Source organism: Streptomyces hydrogenans (genome assembly GCF_014656075.1).
In the GTDB taxonomy this organism is placed as follows: domain Bacteria; phylum Actinomycetota; class Actinomycetes; order Streptomycetales; family Streptomycetaceae; genus Streptomyces; species Streptomyces hydrogenans.
Window position 1 is genome coordinate 59,811 of record NZ_BNBS01000001.1, and the last position, 22,715, is coordinate 82,525.

The window sequence follows — 22,715 nt, forward strand, 5'->3', positions numbered from 1 at the left end:
GGCGCGATGCTGTCAGGCGCCACTGACAGCGCAGGGCCCGCGCCCCGTCCCACCGCGGCGGCGGGCGGTCGTCGGCGTCCGGTCCCGGCCCGGCGGCGACGCGTCTGACACTCCCCTGACGCGGCGTTGGCCGGGCCCTGACGTTTCCGTGGGACGGCGCGGGAAGCTCACCGAGTCCTGGACCGGGGCGTCTTGAGGCGGTGGGCCGGCGGTGCCGATGCTGGTGGGGTCGGATCGTCGGTGGTGGTGGGTGGGGGGGAGGGCGGATGGCCGTCGTGTCGTCGCGGGTGTCTCCGGGGGTGCGTCGGGTGACGCTCGGGACCGGCCGGGAAGCACCCGTGACGGGGCTGCTGGCCGAGCCGGAGCCCGGGGCCGGACCCGCGCGTGCGCTGGTGGTCGCGCTGCACGGCGGCGGGATGAGCGCGGGGTACTTCGACGGACAGGCCCACCCGGACGTGTCGCTGCTCGCGCTCGGGAGCCGGCTCGGCTACGCGGTCCTGGCGCTCGACCGCCCGGGCTACGGTCCGTACGCCGGTCTGGTGCCGGACGGACGGGGCGTCGGCGAGCAGGCCCGGGTGCTGGGGCGGGCCCTGGAGGGCTTCACCGACGGGGCCGTCCTGCTCCTCGGGCACTCCTTCGGCGGCAAGGTCGCCCTCGCCCTCGCCGCCGAGGAGCGGCCGCACGGGCTGGTCGGGGTGGACGTGTCGGGGGTGGGGCACCGGCCGGCGGTGCCGGTCGGGCGTGCCGCGCGCCGCGCGGGCTTCGCCTCACGGCGGCTCGACTGGGGCCCGAGCTTCGGGCTCTATCCTCCGGGCACGTTTCGCGCCAGCCGATCGGTGGTGGCGCCGATGCCGAGGCGGGAGTGGGAGTCGGTGGGCGGTTGGGCGGCCGGTGGGGCCGAGGTCCTCGGGCGGGTGCGGGTGCCAGTGCGGTTCACCTTCGCCGAGCACGAGGCGTGGTGGCGGCACGGACCCGAGGACGTGGACGACCTGACGGGCCGGCTGGCCCTGGCACCGCGGGTCCAGGTGGACCGGCTGCCGGGGGCCGGGCACAACGTGAGCCTGGGCTGGGCCGCCCGCGCCTACCACCTGCGGGTCCTGGCGTTCCTGGAGGAGTGCCTGGCGGCGGGCGGCGAGCGGGCGGTGCCGGAGTCGTGAGCGCTGCCGTGGGCGGGGTCTTCCGGTCCCTGCGCGTCCGGGACTTCCGCTTGTTCGTGCTCGGCCAGATCGTGTCGGTGGCCGGCACGTGGATGATGGTCGTCGCCCAGGACTGGCTCGTGCTCGGCCTCACCGGCGGGTCGGCGAGCGCCCTGGGGACGGTGACGGCCCTGCAGTTCGCGCCCGTCCTGCTGCTGACGCTGTACGGCGGCCGGCTCGCCGACCGGTACGACAAGCGGGCCCTGCTGACCGCGGCGAATGTGCTGTCGTGCGGGCTGGCGCTCGCGCTCGCGGTGCTCGTGGTGACGGGCGGGGTCCGGCTCTGGCACGTGTACGTGTTCGCCTGCGCGCTGGGCGTGGTGAACTCGTTCGAGGTCCCGGCGCGGATGGCGTTCGTCGGCGAGCTCGTGGGCTCCGACCTGCTGCCCAACGCCTCGGCCCTCAGCGCCGCGTACTTCAACGTCGCCCGGGTGGTGGGCCCTGCCCTGTCCGGGCTGCTGATCTCGGCGGCCGGCGTCGGCCGGGTGATGCTGCTGAACGCGGCGAGCTACGCCGCCACCGTCGTCGCCCTCCGGCTGATGCGCGGCCGGACCGGGCCGGAGCACAAGCGCGGCGACCGGGTGCGGATCAGGGACGGCCTGCGGGCGGCGGGCCGGTTCGACCTGGTGGTGCCCCTGACCCTGGTGGCGGTGATCGGCCTCTTCGGGCTCAACTTCCAGTTGACGCTGCCGCTGCTCGCCACCCAGGTGCACCACGCCGGGGCCTCGACCTTCGGTGTGGTGACGGCGGTGTTCGCGGCGGGCTCGCTGGTCGCGGCGCTGGCGACGACGGTACGGAGCGGGCGCCCCTCGGCCCGGCTGGTGGCCGGCGGGGCCGTCGCCTTCGGCGTCCTGGAGACGGCGGTCGGGGTCGCGTCGTCGTACCCGCTCTCCCTGGTGCTGCTCTTCCTCACCGGCGGGGCGACGATCTTCTTCGTGCAGGCCGCCAACCACCGCGTCCAGCTGGGCGTGCCGCCCGAACTGCGCGGCCGGGTCCTGGCCCTGTACACGCTGATCCTCCAGGGGTCGACGCCGCTCGGGGCACTGCTCGTGGGCGCGCTCGCCGACCACTGGGGCGTGCGGTGGGGCTTCGTGATCGGCGGTCTGGTGTCGCTGGCCGCGGGCGTGGGGGCGGCCGTCGCCGGGCGCCGGGCCGGGGCCGTGGCCGTACCGGTCGACGACGGGCCCCGGGAGCGGGACCGGGAGCCTTCCGGGGAGCGGGCCCGGCCGTGAGGCGGACGCCCGGGCCCGGGGCCGTGGAGGTGTGGCTGCTGCCGGTCCCCGGCGGGCCGGGCGGGGTGCCCCCGGAGGCGTACGCCGTCCTCGACGCCGCCGAGCGGCGCCGGGCCCGCGGCTTCGCGACCGAGGAGGGGCGGAGCCGGTACGTGTGGGCGCATCTGGCGCTGCGCCGGGTGCTGGCCCGGTACGCCGGGGCGGACCCGGCCGGTCTGCGCTTCGGTCGGGAGGGACGGTACGGACGGCCGGTGCTGCGGGGTGTCGACGGGCCGCCCGGTTTCTCCCTGTCGCACAGTCACGGGCTGGTGGCCGTCGCCGTGGCGGCGGGTGTCGTGGGGGTGGACGTGCAGCGGGAGTGCCCGCCGGAGACGGTGGAGGCGTGCCTGCCGCGGCTGCACCCGTGGGAGCGGGCGGAGCTGGAGCGCCTGGACCCGGCGCGGCGGGTGGAGGCGTTCACCCGCCTGTGGGCGCGCAAGGAGGCGTACCTCAAGGGCCTGGGGACGGGGCTCGCGCGTGCGCCGCGCGCCGACTACCTGGGGGACGCGGAGCCGGCGGCGCGGCCGGCGGGGTGGAGCGTGTGCGGGGTGCCCGTCGCCGCCGGGTACGCGGCGGCCGTGGCGGTGCCCGCCGGGGAGGCGCCGGAGGTCACCGTGCGGACGGTGACGGCGGCGGAGGTCCTCCCGGCGGCGGGCGGGGGCGGGCGGGCCGCCGTGTCAGTCGTCGGCCGGGGCTGACCGTCCCCGGCCGGGGACGGCGTCCAGGAGGGCGCGGGTCCACGCCTCCCGGGGCTCGGTGAAGACGGTCTCGACGGGGCCCGTCTCCACGATCCGCCCGTGGCGCATGACGGCGACGCGGTGCGCGATCCGGCGGACGACGGCCAGGTCGTGGGTGATGAAGAGGTAGCTCAGGCCGTCCTCGCTCTGGAGTTCGGCGAGGACGTCGAGGACGTGGGCCTGCGCGGAGACGTCGAGGGCGGAGACGGGTTCGTCGCAGACCACGAGGTCGGGGCGGAGGGCCAGGGCTCGGGCGATGGCGACGCGCTGGCGCTGCCCGCCGGAGAGTTCGGCGGGGCGGCGGCGCGCCACGTCCGCGGGCAGGTGGACGCGGTCGAGGAGTACGGCCACCCGCCGGGTCCGTTCGGCGCGGCCGGCGACCCGGAAGGCGCGCAGCGGCTCCGCGACGATCTCGGCGACCGGCAGCCGGGGGTCGAGGGAGGTGTAGGGGTTCTGGTAGACGATCTGGAGGCGGCGGCGCAGGGCGCGCAGGGCGGCGCCCCTGAGCCGGGTGACGTCCTGGCCGTCGAAGGTGATCCGGCCGGCGGTGGGGTCGGTGAGGCGCAGCAGCAGCCGGGCCGTCGTGGACTTGCCGGAGCCCGACTCGCCGACCAGGGCGAGGGTCTCGCCGCGCGCGACGCGGAGGCTGACGCCGTCGACCGCCGGGGGCGGCGGGGTGTGCCGGCCGGTGCGGCGGTGCGGGTACTCCTTGACGAGGTTCTCGGCGGTGAGCAGGTCGGCGGGGGCGGGCGCGGGGGTTCCTCCGTCCCGGGCCTCCGCCGTTCCCGACGGGGTGCGGCGGGCGGGGGCGAAGGCGGGCGCGGCGGCCAGGAGGGCCTTGGTGTAGGGGTGCCGGGGCGAGGTCAGGACCTCGTCGGTGGGGCCGGTCTCGACGACGCGGCCGCGGGCCATGACGGCGACGCGCCCGGCGCGGTCGGCGGCCACGCCGAGGTCGTGGGTGATGAGCAGGACGGCGGTCTCCGAGGTGCGCGTGAGCGTGTCGAGGTGGTCGAGGATGGTGCGCTGGACGGTGACGTCGAGGGCGCTGGTGGGCTCGTCGGCGACGAGGAGGCGGGGGCGGGCGGCGAGGGCGATGGCGATGAGGACGCGCTGCCGCATGCCGCCGGAGAGTTCGTGGGGGTACTGGCGGGCGCGGTCCCGGGGCCGGTCGAGCCCGGCCTCGCCGAGGAGTTCGGCGGCCCGGGCGTGGGCGGTGTCGCGGTCGGCCGCCAGGCCGTGCAGGAGGAGGACCTCGGCGACCTGGCTCCCGACGCGCTGGACGGGGTTGAGGGAGACGGCCGGGTCCTGCGGGACGAGTCCGATGGCGCGGCCCCGGTGGGCGCGCAGGACGGACTCGTCGGCGGCGGCCAGGTCGGTCCCGGCGTACCGGATCGTCCCGCCGTCGACGCGGGCGCCCGGCGGGAGGAGGCCGAGGACGGCGTGGGCGGTGGTGCTCTTGCCGGAGCCGGACTCGCCGACGAGGGCGAGGACCTCTCCGGGGCGGACGGTGAGGTCGACGCCCCGGACGGCGGGGACGGGGCCGGCTCGGGTGGCGTAGGTGATGGTGAGGTCCCGGACGGCGAGGAGGGCTTCCGGCTCGGAGGAGGTCGGGGGCGTGGTCATGGGGTCTCCCTCGCCTCGCCGTCGAGGGCGCGGGCGATGCGGTTGGCGGCCAGGACGGTGGCCGCGATGGTGAGTCCGGGCAGGGTGGTGAGCCACCAGGCCGGGGCGAGGTAGTCGCGTCCCGAGGCGACGAGGGCGCCCCATTCCGGCTGGGGCGGGCGGGCTCCGTAGCCGAGGAAGGAGAGGGAGGACACCTGGAGGACGACCGCGCCGAAGTCGACGGCCGCGTAGACGAGGACGGGCGCGGCGGCGTTCGGCAGGACGTGGCGCAGCAGCACCGTGTACCAGCGGACGCCGGCGGCCCGCGCGGCCTCCACGTACGGGGTGCGGGCGACGCGCTGGACCTCGGTGCGCATGATGCGGGCGAACATGGCGACGCTGGTGACGCCGACGGCGACGGCGACCTCGACGGTGCCGAAGCCGAGGGCGGTCACCAGGGCGAGGGAGAGCAGCAGTCCGGGGACGGCGAGCAGGACGTCGGCGAGGCGCATCAGGGCGTCGTCGGCGCGTCCGCCGAGGTATCCGGCGAGCAGGCCGACGAGCGAGCCGGCGACGAGTCCGACGGCGACGGCGAGGCCGGTCGCGCGCAGGGTGAGGGCGCTGCCGTGGACGACCCGGGCGTACAGGTCGCGGCCGAGCTGGTCGGTGCCGAAGGGGTGGTCGGCGCCCGGGGGCAGGAGCCGTTCGCCGGGGATGCCGGCGAGCGGGTCGCGTGAGGTGAGGAGGGCGGGGAAGAGGGCCGCGAGCAGGACGAGGGCGAGCAGCGCGGCGGAGAGCAGGAGCCCGGGTCTGCCCAGCCAGAAGGCGAGGGCCCGGCGTGCGCGCGAGGGGGTGCCGGGCCGGGGCGCGGCGGGTTTCGCGGTCGCGGGGTCCTCGGGGGTGGCCGCCCGGGTGCGGGGCGGGGTGGTGAGTTCGGTCATGTGGTCACCGCCGGGCGTTCCGTGGCCGCGATGCGGGGGTCGAGGAGGGGGTGGAGGAGGTCGACGACGAGGTGGGTGGTGACGTAGACGCAGGCGCCGAGGACCACGAGCCCCTGGACGACGGGGATGTCCTGGGTGGTGACCGCGGTCGCCGTGAGCCGGCCGACGCCGGTGCGGGCGAAGACGGTCTCGACCACCACGGAGCCGGCCAGGACCCCGCCGGTGAGGACGCCGGCGACGGTGAGCGGCGGGGCGAGGGCGTTGCGGGCGGCGTGCCGGAGGTGGACGCGGGCGCGGCCCGCGCCCTTGGCGCGCGCGGTGTCGATGTACGGCTCCGCCAGCGCGGTCCGCAGGCTCTTGGCGAAGACCTGGGCGACGAGTCCGGCGGCGGGCAGGGCCAGGGTGACCGAGGGCAGGACGAGCGAGCTCCAGCCGTCGTTGCCGAAGGCGGGCAGCAGGCCCCAGCGGAACGAGACCAGTTGCACGAGCAGCAGTCCGACCCAGAAGGTGGGCGCCGACACGCCGGCGGCGGGCAGCGACAGCAGGAGCTGGCGGAGCCAGCGGCGCCGGGTGTAGGTGCCGAGGAGGGCGACGGCGCCGCCGAGCGGCAGGGCCAGCAGGAGGGTGGCGCCGGCGAGCTGGAGGGTGGCGGGGAGGGCGTCGGCGATGAGCCGGGTCACCGGCTGCCCGCCGTGCACCGAGGTGCCGAGGTCGCCGCGTACGGCGTTCCAGAGCGCGGTCGCGTACTGCTCGGGGACGGGTCGGTCGAGGCCGTAGCGGGCGCGGAGTTCGGCGATCTGCTCCGGGCTGACCGAGCTCGCGTCGCCGCCGCCCGCGGCCATGATCGTCACCGGGTCGCCGGGCAGCAGGTAGAGCACGGCGAAGGAGACGGTGTACGCGGCCCAGAGGACGAACAGTGCCTGGGCCAGGGTGCGCGGGAGGCGGCGCTTCACCGGTGTGCCTCCGTGTCGGTGGGCCGCGGGGGCCGGTGGCGGGCGGTCACGAGAGCCACGTGTCGTGGAACTGGAGGCGGGAGGAGGCGTCGAAGGTGATGTCGTGCACCTTCTTGGAGAGCGCGAAGACGGTCGTCATCTCGAAGACCGGGATCTGGTAGCCCTGTTCGAGGATGCGGCGCTGCGCGGTGGCGACGTGGGCGGCGCGGCGGGCGGGGTCGGTGGCGGCGGCCTGGGCGTCGAGTTCCCGCTGGAGGGCGGGGTCGCTGATGCGGGAGAGGTTGAGGAGCTTGGAGGAGAAGGCGGTGCGCAGGATGTCGGGGTCGGTGCGGGTGCCGTTGCCCCACGCCAGGTCGTAGTCGCCGGCGCCCCTGGCCTTCTGGTAGTCGGCGATGGACAGGACGCTGAGGTCCAGCTGGATCCCGGCCTTCCTGACCTGCTGCTGGATCAGTTCGAGGGCGGACTGGTTGGGGCCGAAGTTGGTGCCGAGGATGACCTTGAGCCGCAGCGGGCGCCCGTCCTTGACGCGGATGCCGTCGGCGCCTGGCCGCCAGCCGGCCTCGTCCAGGAGGGTCCGGGCGCGGGCGGGGTCGTGGGCGAGGAGGGGGCTGTTGTCGCGGTAGGCGTCGGTGGTCTCGGCGAGGGAGCTGGTGGCGGGGCGGTAGCTGGAGCTGAGGACGGTGTCGACGACCTCGTCGCGGTCGACGGCGGCCTGGAGGGCGCGGCGGACGGCGGGGTCCTTGGCGACGGGGCTCGCGGTGTTGGCGCTGAGGGCGACCGGGACGCCGGGGTTGGCGCGGCCGACGACGGAGACCTTCTGTCCCTTGAGGAGGGTCTCGTCCTGGGGGGCGACGCCGGCGATGGCGTCGACCTGGCCGGAGGTGAGGCTGCCGGAGCGGACGCCGGACTCGGGGACGACCCGGAAGGTGATGGCTTCGAGGCGGGCCGCGTCGGGGCTCTTCCAGAGGGGGGAGCCCCAGGCGTAGTCGTCGCGCCGGTTCAGCTCGACGGAGGTGTCCGGGGTGTAGCCCGCGAGGGTGAAGGGGCCCGAGCCGGCGAGCGGGCCGGCGCACCGTTCCTCGGCGGCGCGGCGGAGCGAGGCGGGGCTGAGGAGGCCCAGGGTGGGGGTGGACGTGGCCTGGAGGAACTGCGCGTTGGGGCCGTCGAAGGCCACCTCGACGGTGTGGGCGTCGACCACCTCGGTGCCTCGGTAGCCCTGGAGGAAGCCGGAGCCGAGGATGGAGCGGGCGCCCAGGTCGTGGACGGCGTCGAAGTTGGCCTTGACGGCCTTCGCGTCGACGGGGGCGCCGTCGCTGAAGGTGGCGTCGGTGCGCAGCCGGAAGGTGAAGCGGGAGGCGTTCGCGGCGATCTCCCAGGAGGTCGCGAGCCAGGGCACGATCCGTCCGGTCCTGGGGTCCTGGTCGGTGAGGGAGTCGACGATGCCGCGGGTGACGTACATGGCGTCGTTGGTGGCCGCCTGGTGCGGATCGACGCAGGTGGGGTCGGAGGAGAGGGCGAAGGTGAGGCGCCCGCCGGAGCGCGGCCCGGTCGTCTGGCCGTCGGAACCGGCGGCGGAGCAGGCCGTCAGCGGGACGGCGAGGAGGAGGGGTGCGGCGAGGACGGCGAGGCGTCTGCGGTCCCCGGGGGTGCGGGGACGTGCGGGGGTGCGGGTGGCGCGCATGGCGGGGTGACTCCTGTCGTGCGTTCGGTGATCCGGGGCCTGGTGGTCCGGGGCCCGGGGCGGTGCGTGGGGGGGGTGGGGTGGTGGGGGCGGCGGCCGGCGGGCCGGGCCGTCGGGTGCCGCGTAGGGCGGCGGGCGGGAGGGCGTGCGTCAGGTGCGGCCGAAGCGGAAGCCGACGCCGCGCACGGTGACGATCCAGTCGGGGGCGCCCAACTTGGTGCGGATGGCGCTGACGTGGGTGTCGATCGTGCGGCTGGCCCGTGCGTCGGGGGCGTAGCCCTCGCGGTAGCCCCACAGGTCGGCCATGAGGCGGGCGCGGGAGTGGACGGTGTGCGGTTCGGCGGCGAGGCGGTGCAGCAGGTCGAACTCCTTGCGGGTGAGCTTGATCAGCCGTCCGTTGAGCCGCACCTCCCGGGTCGCGGGGTCGATGCACAGCGAGCCTCGGGCCAGCACGGCCGGGGTCCGGCGGGTGGCCGCCCGGGCCGGTCGGGCCCGGCGGAGCACCGCCTCGATGCGGGCGATGAGTTCGCGCGGGCCGTAGGGCTTGGCGAGGCAGTCGTCCGCGCCCGCCTGGAGGCAGAGGACGCGGTCGAGTCCGCGGTCGGCGGAGGCGAAGGCGATCAGCGGGATGTCGCTCGTGGCGCGTACCGCCCGGCACACCTCCAGGCCGTCGATGTCGGGTAACCGCAGGTCGAGCAGGAGCAGATCGAATTCTTCGTGCATATCCAGCGCTTCGGCTCCCGTCACGCATTTCATCGCGTCGAATCCATGGCGTTTCAGCTCGTCACTGATCAATGAGCTTTCGGCCGGGTCGGCATCGACCACCAGTGCATGCATCAATTCCCCCGGTTTTTCATGCCGCGGCCGTACGACTTTGCAGCCTGGCAGTGCCCCGCATGTCGTCACAACCCCGGGCCCGGACAATTCACAAGCCTGTAAAGAGGGCGGGGAGCGACGCCGGCGGCGCTCTGCCACCCGATGGGGCACAGGTCCTGAGGCTAGGCGCGCCTTGGGGTTCTGGCAGTGACCGGGGTCACAGGCCAGTGGATCACGACCCACCGGCGGGGGTCGGTTCGGTGGATTTGCAGTTCCTCTGACATTCGCTTGTAGATTTCTTTACGGGACCGGTCGCTTTGACGGTCGCCACACACGTCCTTTTGCCGGTCCTGGGATTCGCGGGTTGAAAACCCCGGACGAGTCGGCCGACGATATTCATGGCCATCCGGCAGGGCTGTCAGCACAATGCGGCGGCTCGCGGGGAAGGGCCGGTAATTCCGTGAACGGTCGCCCCGGGCGTTGTGAGAGGAGAAGCCGTATGGACGTGTCCGTCGTCATCGTGGGAGCGGGACCGGCCGGTCTGGCGCTCGCCGGAGAGCTGCGGCTGGCCGGCGTCGGCGTGGTCGTGCTGGAGCGGCTGGCCGCGCCCACCGGCGAGTCCCGCGGGCTGGGACTGACGATCCGCACGATGGAGACGTTCGACCAGCGCGGGCTGCTCCCCCGCTTCGGCGATCCGGAGACCAGCCCGCAGGGCCACTTCGGCGGCATCCCGCTCGACTTCGGGGTGCTGGACGGCGCGCACCGGGCGGCCAAGGCGGTCCCCCAGTCGCTGACGGAGGGCGTGCTGGAGTCCTGGGCCCGCGGGCTGGGCGCGGACCTCCGCCGCGGTCACGCCTTCCTGGGCTTCGAGGAGGACGCCGACGGGGTCCTGGTCCGGGCCGAGGGGCCGAACGGGCCGCTGGAGCTGACGGCGCGGTACCTCGTCGGCGCGGACGGCGGCCGCAGCGCGGTGCGCAAGGCCGCCGGGTTCGACTTCCCCGGTACGGAGGCGACCACGGAGCTGCTGCTCGCCGACGTCCGGGGGGTGGAGGTGCCGGCGCGGGGCATCGGGGAGCTGGTCCCCGGCGGCATGGTCATGTCCGCGCCGCTGGGCGACGGCGTGCACCGGCTGATCGTCGGGGAGCGCGGAACGCCGCCCCGGCGCCGTACGGCTCCGCCCCGCTTCGAGGAGGTCGCCGACACCTACAAGCGCCTGACCGGCCACGACATCGCGCACGGCCGGCCGGTGTGGGTCAGCGCCTTCACGGACGCCGCCCGGCTGGTCACCGAGTACCGGCGGGGCCGGGTGCTGCTGACCGGCGACGCGGCCCACATCCATCTGCCGGCCGGCGGACAGGGCATGAACACCGGCATCCAGGACTCGGTGAACCTGGGCTGGAAACTCGCCGCCGTCCTGCGCGGGAGGGCGCCCGCCGCCCTCCTCGACACCTACCACTCCGAGCGGCACGCGGTCGGCCGGCGGCTGCTCGCCAACACCCAGGCGCAGAGCCTGCTGATCCTCGGCGGCGCCGAGGTGGGCCCGCTGCGCGAGGTGCTGGGCGAACTCGTCGCGTACGAGGAGGTGGCCCGGCACCTCGCCGCGAAGGTGAGCGGGGTGGAGATCCGCTACGACGTCGGCGCGGGCACCCACCCGCTGCTGGGCGCCCGGCTGCCCGCGCTGCCGCTGACGGTGGCCGGCCGGTCCACCGGCAGCGCCGCGCTGCTGCACCGGGGCCGGGGCGTCCTCCTCGACCTCGACGACAACCCGTGGCTGCGCCGCCGCGCCGCCCCCTGGAGCGACCGGGTCGACGTGGTGACCGCCGCCCCCGAGGCCCCGGTCCCGCACGACAGCGCCGCCGTGCTGCTGCGCCCCGACGGCTACGTGGCGTGGGCGGCACCCGGCAGCCACGACGACCTTCCCACGGCCCTGGACCGCTGGTTCGGGCCGCCCCGGGACTGACCCGAGGCACCCTCCGCACCCGTTGCCGTTCCTCCACCGACCCCACCGCCACCCCCACCCGTTCCCGAGAGAGGTCACGATGCACAGCACCCTGATCGTCGCCCGGATCGCCGCCGGTTCGGACGACGAAGTCGCCCGGCTCTTCGGCGCGTTCGACGCGACCGAGATGCCGCACCTGATGGGCACCCGCAGGCGCCAGCTCTTCGCCTACCGCGGCCTGTACTTCCACCTCCAGGACTTCGACGACACCGACGGCGGCACCCGCATCGAGGGCGCCAAGAGCGACCCGCGGTTCGTCGCCATCAGCGACGACCTGAAGCCGCACATCGAGGCGTACGACCCCGCCACCTGGCGCTCGCCCGCCGACGCCATGGCCCGCCGCTTCTACCACTGGAGCGCCCGGTGAGCCGCCCCGACGACCGCCGGGTCGTGATCACCGGGATCGGGGTGACGGCACCCGGCGCGATCGGCACCAAGAACTTCTGGCAGCTGCTCACCGACGGCCGCACCGCCACCCGCCGGATCTCCTTCTTCGACCCCTCGCCGTTCCGCTCCCAGATCGCCGCCGAGGTCGACTTCGACGCCGAACTCGCCGGACTGACCCCGCAGGAGATCCGGCGCACCGACCGGGCCGCGCAGTTCGCGATCGTCACCGCCCGGGAGGCCGTGGAGGACAGCGGGCTCGACCTCGGCGCCCTCGACCCGGCCCGCACCGGCGTCACCATCGGCAGCGCCGTCGGCGCCACCACCGGCCTCGACCAGGAGTACCGCACGGTCAGCGACGGCGGCCGGCTCGACGTCGTGGACGGCACCTACGCGGTGCCGCACCTGTACAACTTCCTGGTCCCCAGCTCCTTCGCCACCGAGGTCGCCTGGGCGGTCGGCGCCGAAGGCCCCAGCACGGTGGTCTCCACCGGCTGCACCTCCGGGCTCGACGCCGTCGGCTACGCCGCCGAGGTCATCCGCGACGGCCTCGCCGACGTGATGGTGGCCGGCGCGACCGACGCCCCCATCTCCCCCATCACCGTGGCCTGCTTCGACGCCATCAAGGCCACCACCGCCCGCAACGACGACCCCGAGCACGCCTCACGGCCCTTCGACGCCAGCCGCAACGGCTTCGTCCTGGGCGAGGGCTGCGCCGTCTTCGTCCTGGAACGCCTCGACCACGCCCGCGCCCGCGGCGCCCACGTCTACGCCGAGGTCGCCGGCTACGCCACCCGCTCCAACGCCTTCCACATGACGGGCCTGCGCCCCGACGGCCGGGAGATGGCCGAGGCGATCCGGGTCGCCCTCGACGAGGCCCGCCTCGACGCGGACAGGGTCGACTACGTCAACGCGCACGGCTCCGGCACCAAGCAGAACGACCGGCACGAGACCGCCGCCTTCAAGGCGAGCCTCGGCGAGCACGCGTACCGCACGCCCGTCAGCTCCATCAAGTCGATGGTCGGGCACTCGCTCGGCGCCATCGGCTCCATCGAGATCGCCGCCTCGGCGCTGGCCATGGAGCACCACGTCGTGCCGCCCACCGCGAACCTCCACACCCCCGACCCCGAGTGCGACCTGGACTACGTCCCGCTCACCGCGCGCGACCAGCTCGTCGACGCGGTCCTGTCGGTCGGCAGCGGCTTCGGCGGCTTCCAGAGCGCCGTGGTGCTCGCCCGCCCCGAGCGGAGCGTCCGATGAGCGCCCGCGCGGTGGTGACCGGCCTCGGCGTCGTCTCCCCCAACGGCCTGGGCCTGGAGGAGTACTGGCGCAACACCCTCGCCGGACGCAGCGCCGTCCGGGAGGTCACCCGCTTCGACGCCTCCTCCTACCCGTCCCGGCTCGCCGGCGAGATCGACGGCTTCGAGGCAGGGGAGCACCTGCCGGGCCGGCTGCTGCCGCAGACCGACCGGATGACCCGGCTGGCCCTGGTGAGCGCCGACTGGGCGCTCGCCGACGCCGGGGTGGAGCCGGACGACCTGCCCGACTACGCCGCGGGCGTGATCACCGCCAGTCACTCGGGCGGCTTCGAGTTCGGCCAGCACGAGCTGAAGGCGCTGTGGAGCAAGGGCGGGCAGTACGTGTCGGCGTACCAGTCCTTCGCCTGGTTCTACGCCGTCAACAGCGGCCAGATCTCCATCCGGAACAAGCTGCGCGGTCCGAGCAGCGTCGTCGTCAGCGACCAGGCCGGCGGCCTCGACGCCGTGGCCCAGGCCCGCCGCCAGGTCCGCAAGGGCACCTCGCTCGTGGTGTCCGGCGGCGTCGACGCCTCCCTCTGCTCCTGGGGCTGGGTCGCGCAGCAGGCCGGCGGTCGGCTCACCACCCGCCACGACCCGGAACGGGCCTATGTGCCCTTCGACGCCGAGGCGTCCGGACACGTGCCGGGCGAGGGCGGCGCGCTGCTCGTCGTCGAGGACGCGGAGCACGCCCGGCGCCGGGGCGCGCCCCGGGTGTACGGCGAGATCGCCGGGCACGCGGCGACGATGGACCCCCGGCCCGGCAGCGACCGCGCCCCGGGGCTGCGGCGCGCCGTCGAACTGGCCCTGGCCGACGCGGGGGCGGCGCCGGGCGACGTCGACGTCGTCTTCGCGGACGCCGCCGCCGTCCCCGAACTGGACCGGATCGAGGCCGAGACGCTGGCCGAGGTGTTCGGCCCGCGCGGCGTGCCGGTCACCGCGCCCAAGACGATGACCGGCCGGCTCTACTCCGGGGCCGCGCCGCTCGACCTGGCGGCCGCCCTGCTGGCCCTGCGCGACGGCGTCATCCCGCCGACCGTGGCCACCCGGCCCGCCCCCTCCCACGCCCTCGACCTGGTCACCGGCGCGCCCCGCCCGGCACGCCTGCGCACCGCCCTCGTGCTGGCCCGCGGCCAGGGCGGCTTCAACTCCGCGCTGGTGGTCCGCGCGGCGGAGGACTGACGCTCCCCGCCGGACCCGTCCCCACGACCGCCCCAGAGGCACCCCCGTACGCGGTGGGCCCTCCGCCTCCCGCACCCTCCGATCCCTCACCGAAAGGCCGCCCCATGTCCTCCACCCTCCCCCCCTTCACCCTCGACGACCTGCGCCGCGTGCTGCGCGAGGCGGCCGGCGCCGACGAGGGCGTCGACCTCGACGGCGACATCCGCGACGCCGACTTCGACGCGCTCGGCTACGAGTCGCTGGCCCTGCTGGAGACCGCCGGCCGGATCGAACGCGAGTGGGGCATCACGCTCGACGACGACACCCTCGGCGAGGCCCGCACCCCGGGCGCGCTCGTCGACGCGGTCAACGCCCACCTGTCCGCCGCCCGGGCCGCCTGAGGGAGCCGGAGATGACCCAGCCGACCACCACCCCCCGCGTCGCCCTCGTGACCGGCGCGACCAGCGGCATCGGGCTCGCCGTCGCCCGGCTGCTCGCCGCGCAGGGCCACCGCGTCTTCATCGGCGCGCGCGGCGCCGAGAACGTCACGGCCACCGTGAAGGAACTGCGCGCCGAGGGCCTCGACGTCGACGGCACCGTCCTCGACGTGCGCTCCGCCGAGGACGTGCGGGAGTTCGTGCGCGCCGCGGTCGAGCGCTTCGGCCCCGTCGACGTCCTGGTCAACAACGCCGGCCGCAGCGGCGGCGGGGTGACCGCCGACCTGGCCGACGAGCTGTGGGACGACGTCATCGAGACCAACCTCACCAGCGTCTTCCGCGTCACCCGCGAGGTGCTGAACGCAGGCGGTCTGCGCGCCAAGGACCGCGGCCGCATCATCAACATCGCCTCCACCGCGGGCAAGCAGGGCGTCGTCCTCGCCGCCCCGTACTCCGCCTCCAAGCACGGCGTCGTCGGCTTCACCAAGGCGCTCGGCAACGAGCTCGCGCCGACCGGCATCACCGTCAACGCCGTCTGCCCCGGCTACGTCGAGACGCCGATGGCGCAGCGCGTCCGCCAGGGCTACGCCGCCGTCTACGAGACCACCGAGGACGCCGTCCTGGAGAAGTTCCGGGCCAAGATCCCGCTCGGCCGCTACTCCACCCCGGAGGAGGTCGCCGGACTCGTCGGCTACCTCGCCTCGGACACCGCCGCGTCCATCACCGCGCAGGCGCTCAACGTCTGCGGCGGCCTCGGCAACTTCTGATCACCCACCCACCCCTGCTTCCCGGGAGTCCACCATGACCGTTCGCGAGGTCGAACACGAGATCACCGTGCGGGCCCAGGCCACCGAGGTGTACCGGCTGCTGGCCGACGTGGAGAGCTGGCCGCGCCTCTTCCCGCCCTCCGTCCACGTCGACCGCCTGGAGGCGCACGGCGACGAGGAGCGGATCCGGATCTGGGCCACCGCCAACGGCGAGGCCAAGAACTGGACGTCCCGCCGGGTCCTCGACCCCGCGGGGCTGCGCATCCGCTTCTGGCAGGAGGTCTCCTCGCCGCCGATCGCCGAGATGACCGGCACCTGGATCCTGGAGCCCGCCGGCGACGACGGGACCCGGGTCCGGCTGCTGCACACCTACCGCGCGATCGGGGACGACCCCGACGCGCTGGCCTGGATCGACGAGGCCGTCGACCGCAACAGCCGGGCCGAGCTGCCCGCCCTCAAGGAGAACCTGGAACGCGCCTCGCACGGCGACGAGCTGACCTTCTCCTTCGAGGACAGCGTCCGCGTCGAGGGCGCGGCCAAGGACGTCTTCGACTTCCTCAACGAGGCCGACCGGTGGACCGAGCGGCTCCCGCACGTCGCCTCCGTCACGTTCACGGAGACCACGCCCGGCCTGCAGACCCTGCGGATGGAGACCCGTACCAAGGACGGCTCCACCCACACCACCGAGTCGGTCCGGGTCGCCTTCCCCCACCACCGGATCGTCTACAAGCAGACCACCCTGCCGGCCCTGCTGGCGCTGCACACCGGCTACTGGCAGCTCACCGAGGACGCCGACGGCACCACCACCGCCACCTCCCAGCACACCGTGATCCTCAACGCCGACGCCATCCCCCGGGTCCTCGGCCCGGACGCCGGCGTCGCCGAGGCCCGGGTCCTCGTCCGCGAGGCGCTCGGCGGGAACAGCCGCGCCACGCTCGGCCTGGCCAAGCGGTACGCGGAAGAGCGGCGCTGACCATGGCCCCGCTCTCCCGCCCCGCCCCGGCGTACGCGGGCGCGCCCGAACGGACCGACGTGATCGTGGTCGGCGCCGGGCCGGTCGGCCTGCTGCTCGCCGGCGACCTGCGCCGGGCCGGCGTCCGGGTCACCGTCCTGGAACAGCTCACGGCGCCGGCCACCGCGTCACGGGCCTCGACGCTGCACACCCGCACCATGGAACTCCTCGCCGAGCGCGGGCTGCTCGCGCGGCTCGGCCCGCTGCCGCCCGGCGGCCCCGGCCACTTCGGGGGGCTCCCGCTCGACCTGCGGGCCGCCGCCCCCGGCCATCCGTACGCGGGCCAGTTCAAGTGCCCGCAGCCGCGCCTGGAAGCGGCCCTGCACGCGTGGGCGACGGGCCTCGGCGCCCGGGTCCGGCGCGGGCACGCGGTGACCGGGCTGCGTCAGTACGCGGACCGGGTGGTCGTCAGCGGGATCGAACTCGGCTCCGGACCGCGGCGGTTCGCCGCCTCGTACGTCGTGGGCTGCGACGGCGAGCGCAGCACCGTGCGCCAGCTGGCCGGCTTCGACTTCCCCGGCGACGACCCGTCGCTGGAGATGCTGCGCGCCGACGTGGCGGGCATCGGGGTGCCCAACCGGCGCTTCGAGCGCCGCCCGAACGGGCTGGCGACGGCCCACCGCTGGCCCGACGGGACGACCCGGATCATGGTGCACGTGCACGGCTCGGTGCCCGTGCCCCGGACCGGGCCGCCGTCCTTCGACGAGGTCGTCGCCGCGTGGGCGAAGGTCACCGGCGAGTCCATCGGCCACGGCACCCCCGTCTGGCTCGACGCCTTCGACGACACCAGCCGCCAGGCCGCCCGGTACGTCAAGGGCCGGGTGATCCTCGCGGGCGACGCGGCGCACACGCAGATGCCGGTCGGCGGCCAGGCCCTCAACCTCGGCCTCCAGGACGCCGCCGCCCTCGGGCACCGGCTCGCCGACCGGGTCACCGGCCGCGCGGCGGACGCGGGCCTGGAGGAGTACGAGCGGCTGCGCCACCGCGTCGGCGCCCGCACCCTCACCGGCATCCGCGCCCAGTCCCGGCTGCTGCTGGGCGGGCCGGAGGTGGAGGGCCTGCGCACGGTCATGGCCGAACTGCTCGACCTCGACTCGGCGGCCGGCTACCTCGCCCGCATCATCAGCGGCGTCGACCACGAGCCCGACACCACCACCTCACCGACCCCCCTCCCCCACGAAGGAGTTGCCGCATGACCCGGCTCACCGGCAAGACCGCGCTCGTCACCGGATCCAGTCGCGGCATCGGCCGTGCCGTCGCGGTGCGCCTCGCCCGCGAGGGCGCGCTCGTGGCCGTGCACTACGCGGGCAACGACGCCGCCGCCGAGGAGACCCTCCGGCTCATCGAGAAGGACGGCGGGCGCGGCTTCACCGTGCGGGCCGAGCTCGGTGTGCCGGGGGACGTGCACGAGCTGTTCCTCGCCCTGGAGACGGGCCTCAAGGAGCGGACCGGCACGACGACGCTGGACATCGTCGTCAACAACGCCGGCGAGACCAGCCAGAGCGGCATCGCCTTCGAGGACCTCACCCCGGAGCGGTTCGACCGGTTCTTCGCCGTCAACGCCCGCGCCCCGTACTTCCTCCTCCAGCGGGCGCTGCCGCAGATACCGGAGGGCGGACGGGTCGTGAACATCTCGTCCGGCCTCACCCGCGTCGCCAACCCCGACCAGGTCGCCTACGCGATGACGAAGGGCGCCATCGAGCAGCTGACCCTGCACCTGGCCCGGCTGCTGGCGCCGCGCGGGATCACCATCAACAGCGTGGCGCCCGGGATCACCGACAACGGCGGGGCGGTGTTCGACATCCCCGAGGCCGTGGAGCAGATGGCGGCGCTCTCCGCCTTCCGCCGGGTCGGCCGGGCCGGTGACGTCGCCGACGTGGTGACCTTCCTCGCGACCGACGAGGCCCGCTGGATCACCGGGTCCTTCGTCGACGCCAGCGGCGGGACCCTCCTCGGATGACGCCGCCGACCCCGCCCGCACCGGAGGAGCGGCACCCCGTGGACGTCGGTCTCCTCTTCGACCTGCGCAATCCCGATGCCTGGCACCGTCCCTGGGCCGACCACTACGCGCACACCCTGGAGCTGTGCGAGGAGGCCGACCGGCGCGGTGTCGGCGGACTCTGGTTCACCGAGCACCACCTCTTCGAGGACGGCTACCTCCCGCAGCCGCTGACCTTCGCCGCCGCCGTCGCGGCCCGCACCCGGCGCGCGCGGATCGGCACGTCCGTGGTGCTGCCCGCGCTGCACCACCCGGTCGACCTGGCCGAACAGGCCGCCCTGGTCGACCTGATCAGCGGCGGCCGGCTCGAACTCGGCCTCGGCGCGGGCTACCGCCGCCCCGAGTACGCCCTGTTCGGGGCGGAGTTCGGGCGCCGCTTCCAGCACACCGAGCGGAACATCGCCGAGATCCTGCGGCTGTGGCGGGAGCGGGAGGTCACCCCGGCCCCGATCCAGGACCCGCCGCCGGTGTGGGGCGGGTTCTACGGCCCGCGCGGCGCCCGCATCGCCGGACGGCTCGGACTCGGCCTGCTGCACATCGACCGCACCGTCCACGAGCACTACCTGAAGGGGCTGGCGGAGGGCGGGCACGCCCCGGAGACGGCCCGCGTCTCCGACCTGCTGCCGATCATCCTGTCGAACGATCCCGAGGCGGCCTGGCAGCGCGTCGGCCCGCACCTGCTGCACCAGCTGAACTCGTACCGGCAGGGCGCCCTCCAGGGGACCGGTCTGGAGGGGCCGCCGCCGCTGACCCTGGAGGACCTGCGCGACCCCGACGCCGAGGACACCCGCGGCCTCCTCGACATCCTCACGCCCGAGGACGCCGCCGTCCGGATCGGGGAGCTGACCGCGGGGCTGCCCGTGCGCCACCTCATCTTCTGGGCGAGCATCGCGGGCATGCCCGACGACCTGGTCGCCGAGAACATCGAGCTGGTCACGGAGAGGCTGCCGCCGCTGCTCGCCGCCGGGCCCGCGGCCGGCCCCGCCCCCCGGTGAGCGGGGGCGCCACGGCGCGGGCCACCGGGACTCCCCCGGCGCACGGCGGCTGGGACGTGCGGCACCGGGCGGTCCTGCTGGTGCTGTCCGCCAACATGATCCTCGACGCGATCGAGGTCTCGTTGGTCCTGGTGGCCCTGCCGGACGTCCGTGCCGAGCTGGGCCTGTCGCCGCTGGCCGTGCAGTGGCTGATGAGCGGCTTCGCGCTGGGCTTCGCCGTCGCCCTGCTGACGGGGGCGCGGCTGGTGGCGCGGCTCGGCACCCGGCGGGTGTACCTGGCGGCGATGCTCGGCTTCGCCGTGGCGTCCGTGGCCGGCGGGTTCGCCGACGATCCCGTCACGCTCGTCGCCACCCGGGTGGTGAAGGGCCTGTGCGCGGCGCTCACCGCCCCGGCGGGCCTGGCCATCATCGCCGACGCGTTCCCCGAGGGCCCGGGCCGGCGGCGGGCCGTGTCCGTGTACGCGCTCTGCGGGGCGGCCGGGTTCACGGCGGGGCTGCTCCTGTCCGGGGCGCTGCTCCAGGCCGGCTGGCGCTGGACCCTGTGGTTCCCGGCGCCGCTGGCGCTGCTCGTCCTGGTGCCCGCGCTGCGGGTGCTGCCGCGCGACCGGCCGCGGGGGGCTCCGGCGGCTCCGGCCGTTCGCGTCCCGTCGGCGGCCCGGGCGCTGCGTGACGGGGTGCTGGTCCGTACGGCGGTGGGGGCGGCGGCGCTGAACGGCACGTACCACAGCGTGCTGTTCCTGGTGACCCTGCACGTCCAGGAGAGGCAGGGCTGGCCTCCGTGGCTGAACGCCCTCGCGCTGCTGCCCGCGTGCGTGCCGCTCGCGGTCACGGTGCCGTTCGCCGGGCGGATGACCGCGCGGTGGGGCGTCGGACGGCTGATCGCGCTGGGCGCGGCTGCGCCCCTGGCCGGGTACGCGCTGCTGCTGGCCCGGCCGCGGCTCGCCCCGTACGCGACCGGCGTCCTGCCGGTGCTGCTGCTCGTGGGCGCCGGGTTCGTCCTGTCGTTCGCCGCGCTCAACATGCGGGCCGCCGCCACGGGGGCGGCCGAGGACCGGCCCGCCGCCCTCCGCGTCTACCAGGCGGCCGTGCAGCTCGGCGCCGTGGTGCTCCTGCCGGTGACGGGCGCGCTGCTGTCCGCCGGGCACGGCGGACGGCCGGCCTTCGCCCTGCTCGCCGTCGCCGCGGCCGTCGGCCTGGCGGCGGCCGTCGCTCCCTTCCCCTCCCGCTCCGCCCCTTCTCCTTCCGCTTCGCCCTCCCCTTCCCGAAAGGACCGAGCATGACCACACCGCACCCCGATCTGTCCGTGGCCGTCATCACGGCCAGCGTCCGCGACGGGCGGCTCGGCCCGGCCGTCGCCGACTGGTTCACCGCCCGCGCGCTGACGCATCCCGGCCTGAGCGTCCGGACCGTCGACCTGCGGGAGACGCCGCTTCCCCTGACGCTGCCCGAACCGGGGCAGGAGCCGCCGGCCGAGGTGGCCGGGGTCAGGGACCGGCTGCGCGACGTGCTGGCCGACGCCGACGCGTTCGTGGTGGTGACGCCCGAGTACAACCACAGCTTCCCGGCCTCGCTCAAGAACGTGCTGGACTGGTTCCTCTCCGAATGGGCCGCCAAGCCCGTCGGGTTCGTCTCCTACGGCGGCCTGGCCGGCGGGCTGCGCGCGGTCGAGCAGCTGCGCCCGGTCTTCGCCGAGCTGCACGCCGTGACCGTGCGCGAGTCGGTGAGCTTCCACACCGCGTGGGAGCGCCTGGACGCCGAGGGGCGGGTCCTCGGCGACAAGGCGGCCGACGCCGCGGCGACCGCCCTCCTCGACCAGCTCACCTGGTGGGGGCGGGCCCTGCGGACGGCCCGGCGGGAGCACCCCTATGGGACGTGACGCGCTCCCGGCGCCCGCCGGGCCGGACCCGGGCCGTCCGGACGCGCGGGCCGTGTTCGTGACGCAGTGGTACGTGCCGGGGCGCGCGGCGGGGACACGGCTGCTCGACGAGCTGGCCGGCCGGTGGCGCGCCGCCCCTCCGCCGGACGGGCTGCTCTCCTTCCACGCGTACCTGAGCACGGACGACGACACGGTCCTCGTCTACGTGCAGGCGCGGGACCCGGAGGCGTACCGGCCCTTCGTCCGGTCGCTGGACGGGGCGGCCCGCGCCGAGCCGGTCGAGTACCGGCCGCGGCGCGGCGTCGTCCTCGCGTCCTCGCCCCGGCCGCCGGGGAGCGTGGTGGTGGCGAGCTTCGACGTGGACGGCGCCGAGCGCCAGGACCGCATCATCGAGTCCGTCCTCGGCGCGCTCGACGCGGCCCCCGCCGACCAGCACCGGGGCATGCTCAGCGCCCACTTCCACGCCAGCACCGACGGCAGCCGGGTCCTCAACTACGCGCGGTGGACGAGCGACGAGGCCCACGAGGCGTTCCTGGCGGGCGCCACCCGGCGGGCGACCCTGGGCGCGACCGGCGCCACCCCCGGCGTACGGCCCATCGGTTTCAAGCGGTACCACCTGCACCACGCCCTCGACCTCCACCCCGTTCTCGATCCCCCTCTCGACAGGAGCAGCTCATGACCGTTCTGGTGACCGGAGTACGCGGCCGGGTGGGAGGTGCCGTGTGGCGCGGGCTGCGCGAGGCCGGAGTGGCCGTGCGCGCCGCCAGCGGCGCGCCGGAGACGGCCGGAGCGCCGGCCGGGGAGCCGCCGGTGCGCCTCGACCTGGGCGAGCCGGGCGGCTTCGCCCCGGCGCTCGACGGGGTCCGGAAGGTCTTCCTGTACGCGCGGGCCGACACGGCCGAGTCGTTCGCCCGGCAGGCGCTGGCCGCCGGGGTGGAGCACGTGGTGCTGTTCTCGTCGCTGGCGATCGACGAGGACGGGGCCGAGGACAACCCGATCGCCCGTCTGCACCAGGGGGCGGAGGACGCGCTGCGCGCCTCGGGTCCGGCCTGGACGTTCCTGCGGGCGGGCGCGCTGGCCTCGAACGCGCTCCAGTGGGCGGAAGGGATCCGCGCGGGGCGGGGCGTCCGGGTCGCCTACCCGGACACGTACAGCGAGCCCGTCCACGAGGACGACGTCGCCGAGGTCGCGGTCCGCGCCCTGCTGGGGGACGCCCATCGCGGGGAGGTGCTGCGGATCACCGGTCCCGAGTCCCTGTCGGCGCGGCGGCAGGCGGAGCTGATCGCCGCGGCGGCCGGGGTCCCCGTCCCCGTGGAGCGCATCGAACGGGCCGAGCACCGGGACCAGTTGACAGGTCACCTGCCGGAGCCGATCGCGGACTTCCTGCTGGACTTCCAGCGGAAGCGGGACGGTCTGCCGGGGAGCCCGCTGCCCGACACGGAGCGGGTTCTGGGCCGGGGCGCGGCACCGTTCGCGCAGTGGGCGCGGGAGCACGCGGCGGCGTTCCGCTGACGACCGGCCGTACGGCGCGCGGCACGACGACGGCGCGGCCCCCTCGTGCGGGAGGGGGCCGCGCCGTCGTCCGTGCCGGGG

Annotated in this window: 20 protein-coding genes and 1 pseudogene; 16 read left to right on the forward strand and 5 right to left on the reverse strand. The window is 75.5% G+C overall.

The window, feature by feature from the left end; all coding sequences use genetic code 11:
* The first annotated feature begins 266 nt into the window (after positions 1-266).
* Genes IE321_RS41730 through IE321_RS00260 form a run of 3 tightly spaced genes read left to right on the forward strand, consistent with a single transcriptional unit; the run spans position 267 to position 3,165 of the window.
* Entirely contained in the window at positions 267-1,157 is an 891-nt protein-coding gene (locus IE321_RS41730) for an alpha/beta fold hydrolase (RefSeq protein WP_229916258.1), read from the forward strand.
* On the forward strand, positions 1,154-2,428 hold the full coding sequence (locus IE321_RS41735; RefSeq protein ID WP_226652457.1) for an MFS transporter: 1,275 nt from the start codon (positions 1,154-1,156) through the stop codon (positions 2,426-2,428). Before IE321_RS41730 ends, IE321_RS41735 begins: the two co-directional genes overlap by 4 nt.
* A complete protein-coding gene (locus IE321_RS00260; protein WP_190221248.1) occupies positions 2,425-3,165 on the forward strand; it encodes a 4'-phosphopantetheinyl transferase family protein in 741 nt (246 codons plus the stop codon). Before IE321_RS41735 ends, IE321_RS00260 begins: the two co-directional genes overlap by 4 nt.
* On the opposite strand, the gene IE321_RS00265 is transcribed toward IE321_RS00260, so the two are convergent.
* From IE321_RS00265 to IE321_RS00285, 5 genes are all read right to left on the reverse strand, one after another.
* A complete protein-coding gene (locus IE321_RS00265) occupies positions 3,145-4,827 on the reverse strand; it encodes a dipeptide ABC transporter ATP-binding protein (protein ID WP_190221249.1) in 1,683 nt (560 codons plus the stop codon). The two genes, IE321_RS00260 and IE321_RS00265, sit on opposite strands and share 21 nt — an antisense overlap.
* A complete protein-coding gene (locus IE321_RS00270) occupies positions 4,824-5,747 on the reverse strand; it encodes an ABC transporter permease (protein WP_190221250.1) in 924 nt (307 codons plus the stop codon). Before IE321_RS00270 ends, IE321_RS00265 begins: the two co-directional genes overlap by 4 nt.
* Entirely contained in the window at positions 5,744-6,700 is a 957-nt protein-coding gene (locus tag IE321_RS00275; protein ID WP_190221251.1) for an ABC transporter permease, read from the reverse strand. The genes IE321_RS00270 and IE321_RS00275 overlap by 4 nt, the downstream gene beginning before the upstream one ends.
* Before the next feature lie 46 nt (positions 6,701-6,746).
* On the reverse strand, positions 6,747-8,381 hold the full coding sequence (locus IE321_RS00280) for an ABC transporter substrate-binding protein (RefSeq protein WP_043232445.1): 1,635 nt from the start codon (positions 8,379-8,381) through the stop codon (positions 6,747-6,749).
* Positions 8,382-8,531: 150 nt separating this feature from the next.
* Positions 8,532-9,218, reverse strand: coding sequence for a response regulator transcription factor (locus IE321_RS00285; protein WP_043222229.1), 687 nt, complete (start codon positions 9,216-9,218; stop codon positions 8,532-8,534).
* A 478-nt stretch (positions 9,219-9,696) separates the two neighbouring features.
* Here IE321_RS00285 and IE321_RS00290 point away from each other — a divergent pair, with 478 nt between their 5' ends.
* The 13 genes and pseudogenes from IE321_RS00290 to IE321_RS00355 all read left to right on the forward strand — a co-directional run bounded on the left by IE321_RS00290 (position 9,697) and on the right by IE321_RS00355 (position 22,634).
* Complete coding sequence (locus IE321_RS00290; RefSeq protein WP_190221252.1) at positions 9,697-11,157, forward strand: FAD-dependent monooxygenase; 1,461 nt, start codon at positions 9,697-9,699, stop codon at positions 11,155-11,157.
* 79 nt (positions 11,158-11,236) lie between these two features.
* A complete protein-coding gene (locus IE321_RS00295) occupies positions 11,237-11,563 on the forward strand; it encodes a TcmI family type II polyketide cyclase (protein ID WP_043222234.1) in 327 nt (108 codons plus the stop codon).
* On the forward strand, positions 11,560-12,840 hold the full coding sequence (locus tag IE321_RS00300; protein ID WP_190221253.1) for a beta-ketoacyl-[acyl-carrier-protein] synthase family protein: 1,281 nt from the start codon (positions 11,560-11,562) through the stop codon (positions 12,838-12,840). The genes IE321_RS00295 and IE321_RS00300 overlap by 4 nt, the downstream gene beginning before the upstream one ends.
* A complete protein-coding gene (locus tag IE321_RS00305; protein WP_190221254.1) occupies positions 12,837-14,057 on the forward strand; it encodes a ketosynthase chain-length factor in 1,221 nt (406 codons plus the stop codon). The genes IE321_RS00300 and IE321_RS00305 overlap by 4 nt, the downstream gene beginning before the upstream one ends.
* A 104-nt stretch (positions 14,058-14,161) precedes the next feature.
* On the forward strand, positions 14,162-14,437 hold the full coding sequence (locus IE321_RS00310) for an acyl carrier protein (protein WP_043222239.1): 276 nt from the start codon (positions 14,162-14,164) through the stop codon (positions 14,435-14,437).
* 11 nt (positions 14,438-14,448) lie between these two features.
* Positions 14,449-15,240: a 3-oxoacyl-ACP reductase FabG gene (fabG, locus tag IE321_RS00315; RefSeq protein WP_043222242.1), complete on the forward strand. Its 792-nt coding sequence runs from the start codon at positions 14,449-14,451 to the stop codon at positions 15,238-15,240.
* Positions 15,241-15,274: 34 nt separating this feature from the next.
* Positions 15,275-16,213: an aromatase/cyclase gene (locus IE321_RS00320; protein ID WP_190221255.1), complete on the forward strand. Its 939-nt coding sequence runs from the start codon at positions 15,275-15,277 to the stop codon at positions 16,211-16,213.
* Between the two features lie 2 nt (positions 16,214-16,215).
* Positions 16,216-18,212 (forward strand): annotated as a pseudogene (locus IE321_RS43310) (SDR family oxidoreductase).
* A complete protein-coding gene (locus IE321_RS00335) occupies positions 18,209-19,246 on the forward strand; it encodes an LLM class flavin-dependent oxidoreductase (protein ID WP_226652458.1) in 1,038 nt (345 codons plus the stop codon). The pseudogene IE321_RS43310 and the gene IE321_RS00335 overlap by 4 nt, the downstream one beginning before the upstream one ends.
* On the forward strand, positions 19,243-20,526 hold the full coding sequence (locus IE321_RS00340) for an MFS transporter (RefSeq protein ID WP_226652459.1): 1,284 nt from the start codon (positions 19,243-19,245) through the stop codon (positions 20,524-20,526). Before IE321_RS00335 ends, IE321_RS00340 begins: the two co-directional genes overlap by 4 nt.
* Entirely contained in the window at positions 20,523-21,122 is a 600-nt protein-coding gene (locus IE321_RS00345; protein WP_043222248.1) for an NADPH-dependent FMN reductase, read from the forward strand. Before IE321_RS00340 ends, IE321_RS00345 begins: the two co-directional genes overlap by 4 nt.
* Complete coding sequence (locus IE321_RS00350) at positions 21,112-21,801, forward strand: antibiotic biosynthesis monooxygenase family protein (RefSeq protein WP_051841824.1); 690 nt, start codon at positions 21,112-21,114, stop codon at positions 21,799-21,801. Before IE321_RS00345 ends, IE321_RS00350 begins: the two co-directional genes overlap by 11 nt.
* Positions 21,798-22,634, forward strand: a complete 837-nt coding sequence (locus tag IE321_RS00355; protein WP_190221258.1) for an SDR family oxidoreductase — start codon at positions 21,798-21,800, stop codon at positions 22,632-22,634. The genes IE321_RS00350 and IE321_RS00355 overlap by 4 nt, the downstream gene beginning before the upstream one ends.
* Positions 22,635-22,715 lie beyond the last annotated feature (81 nt).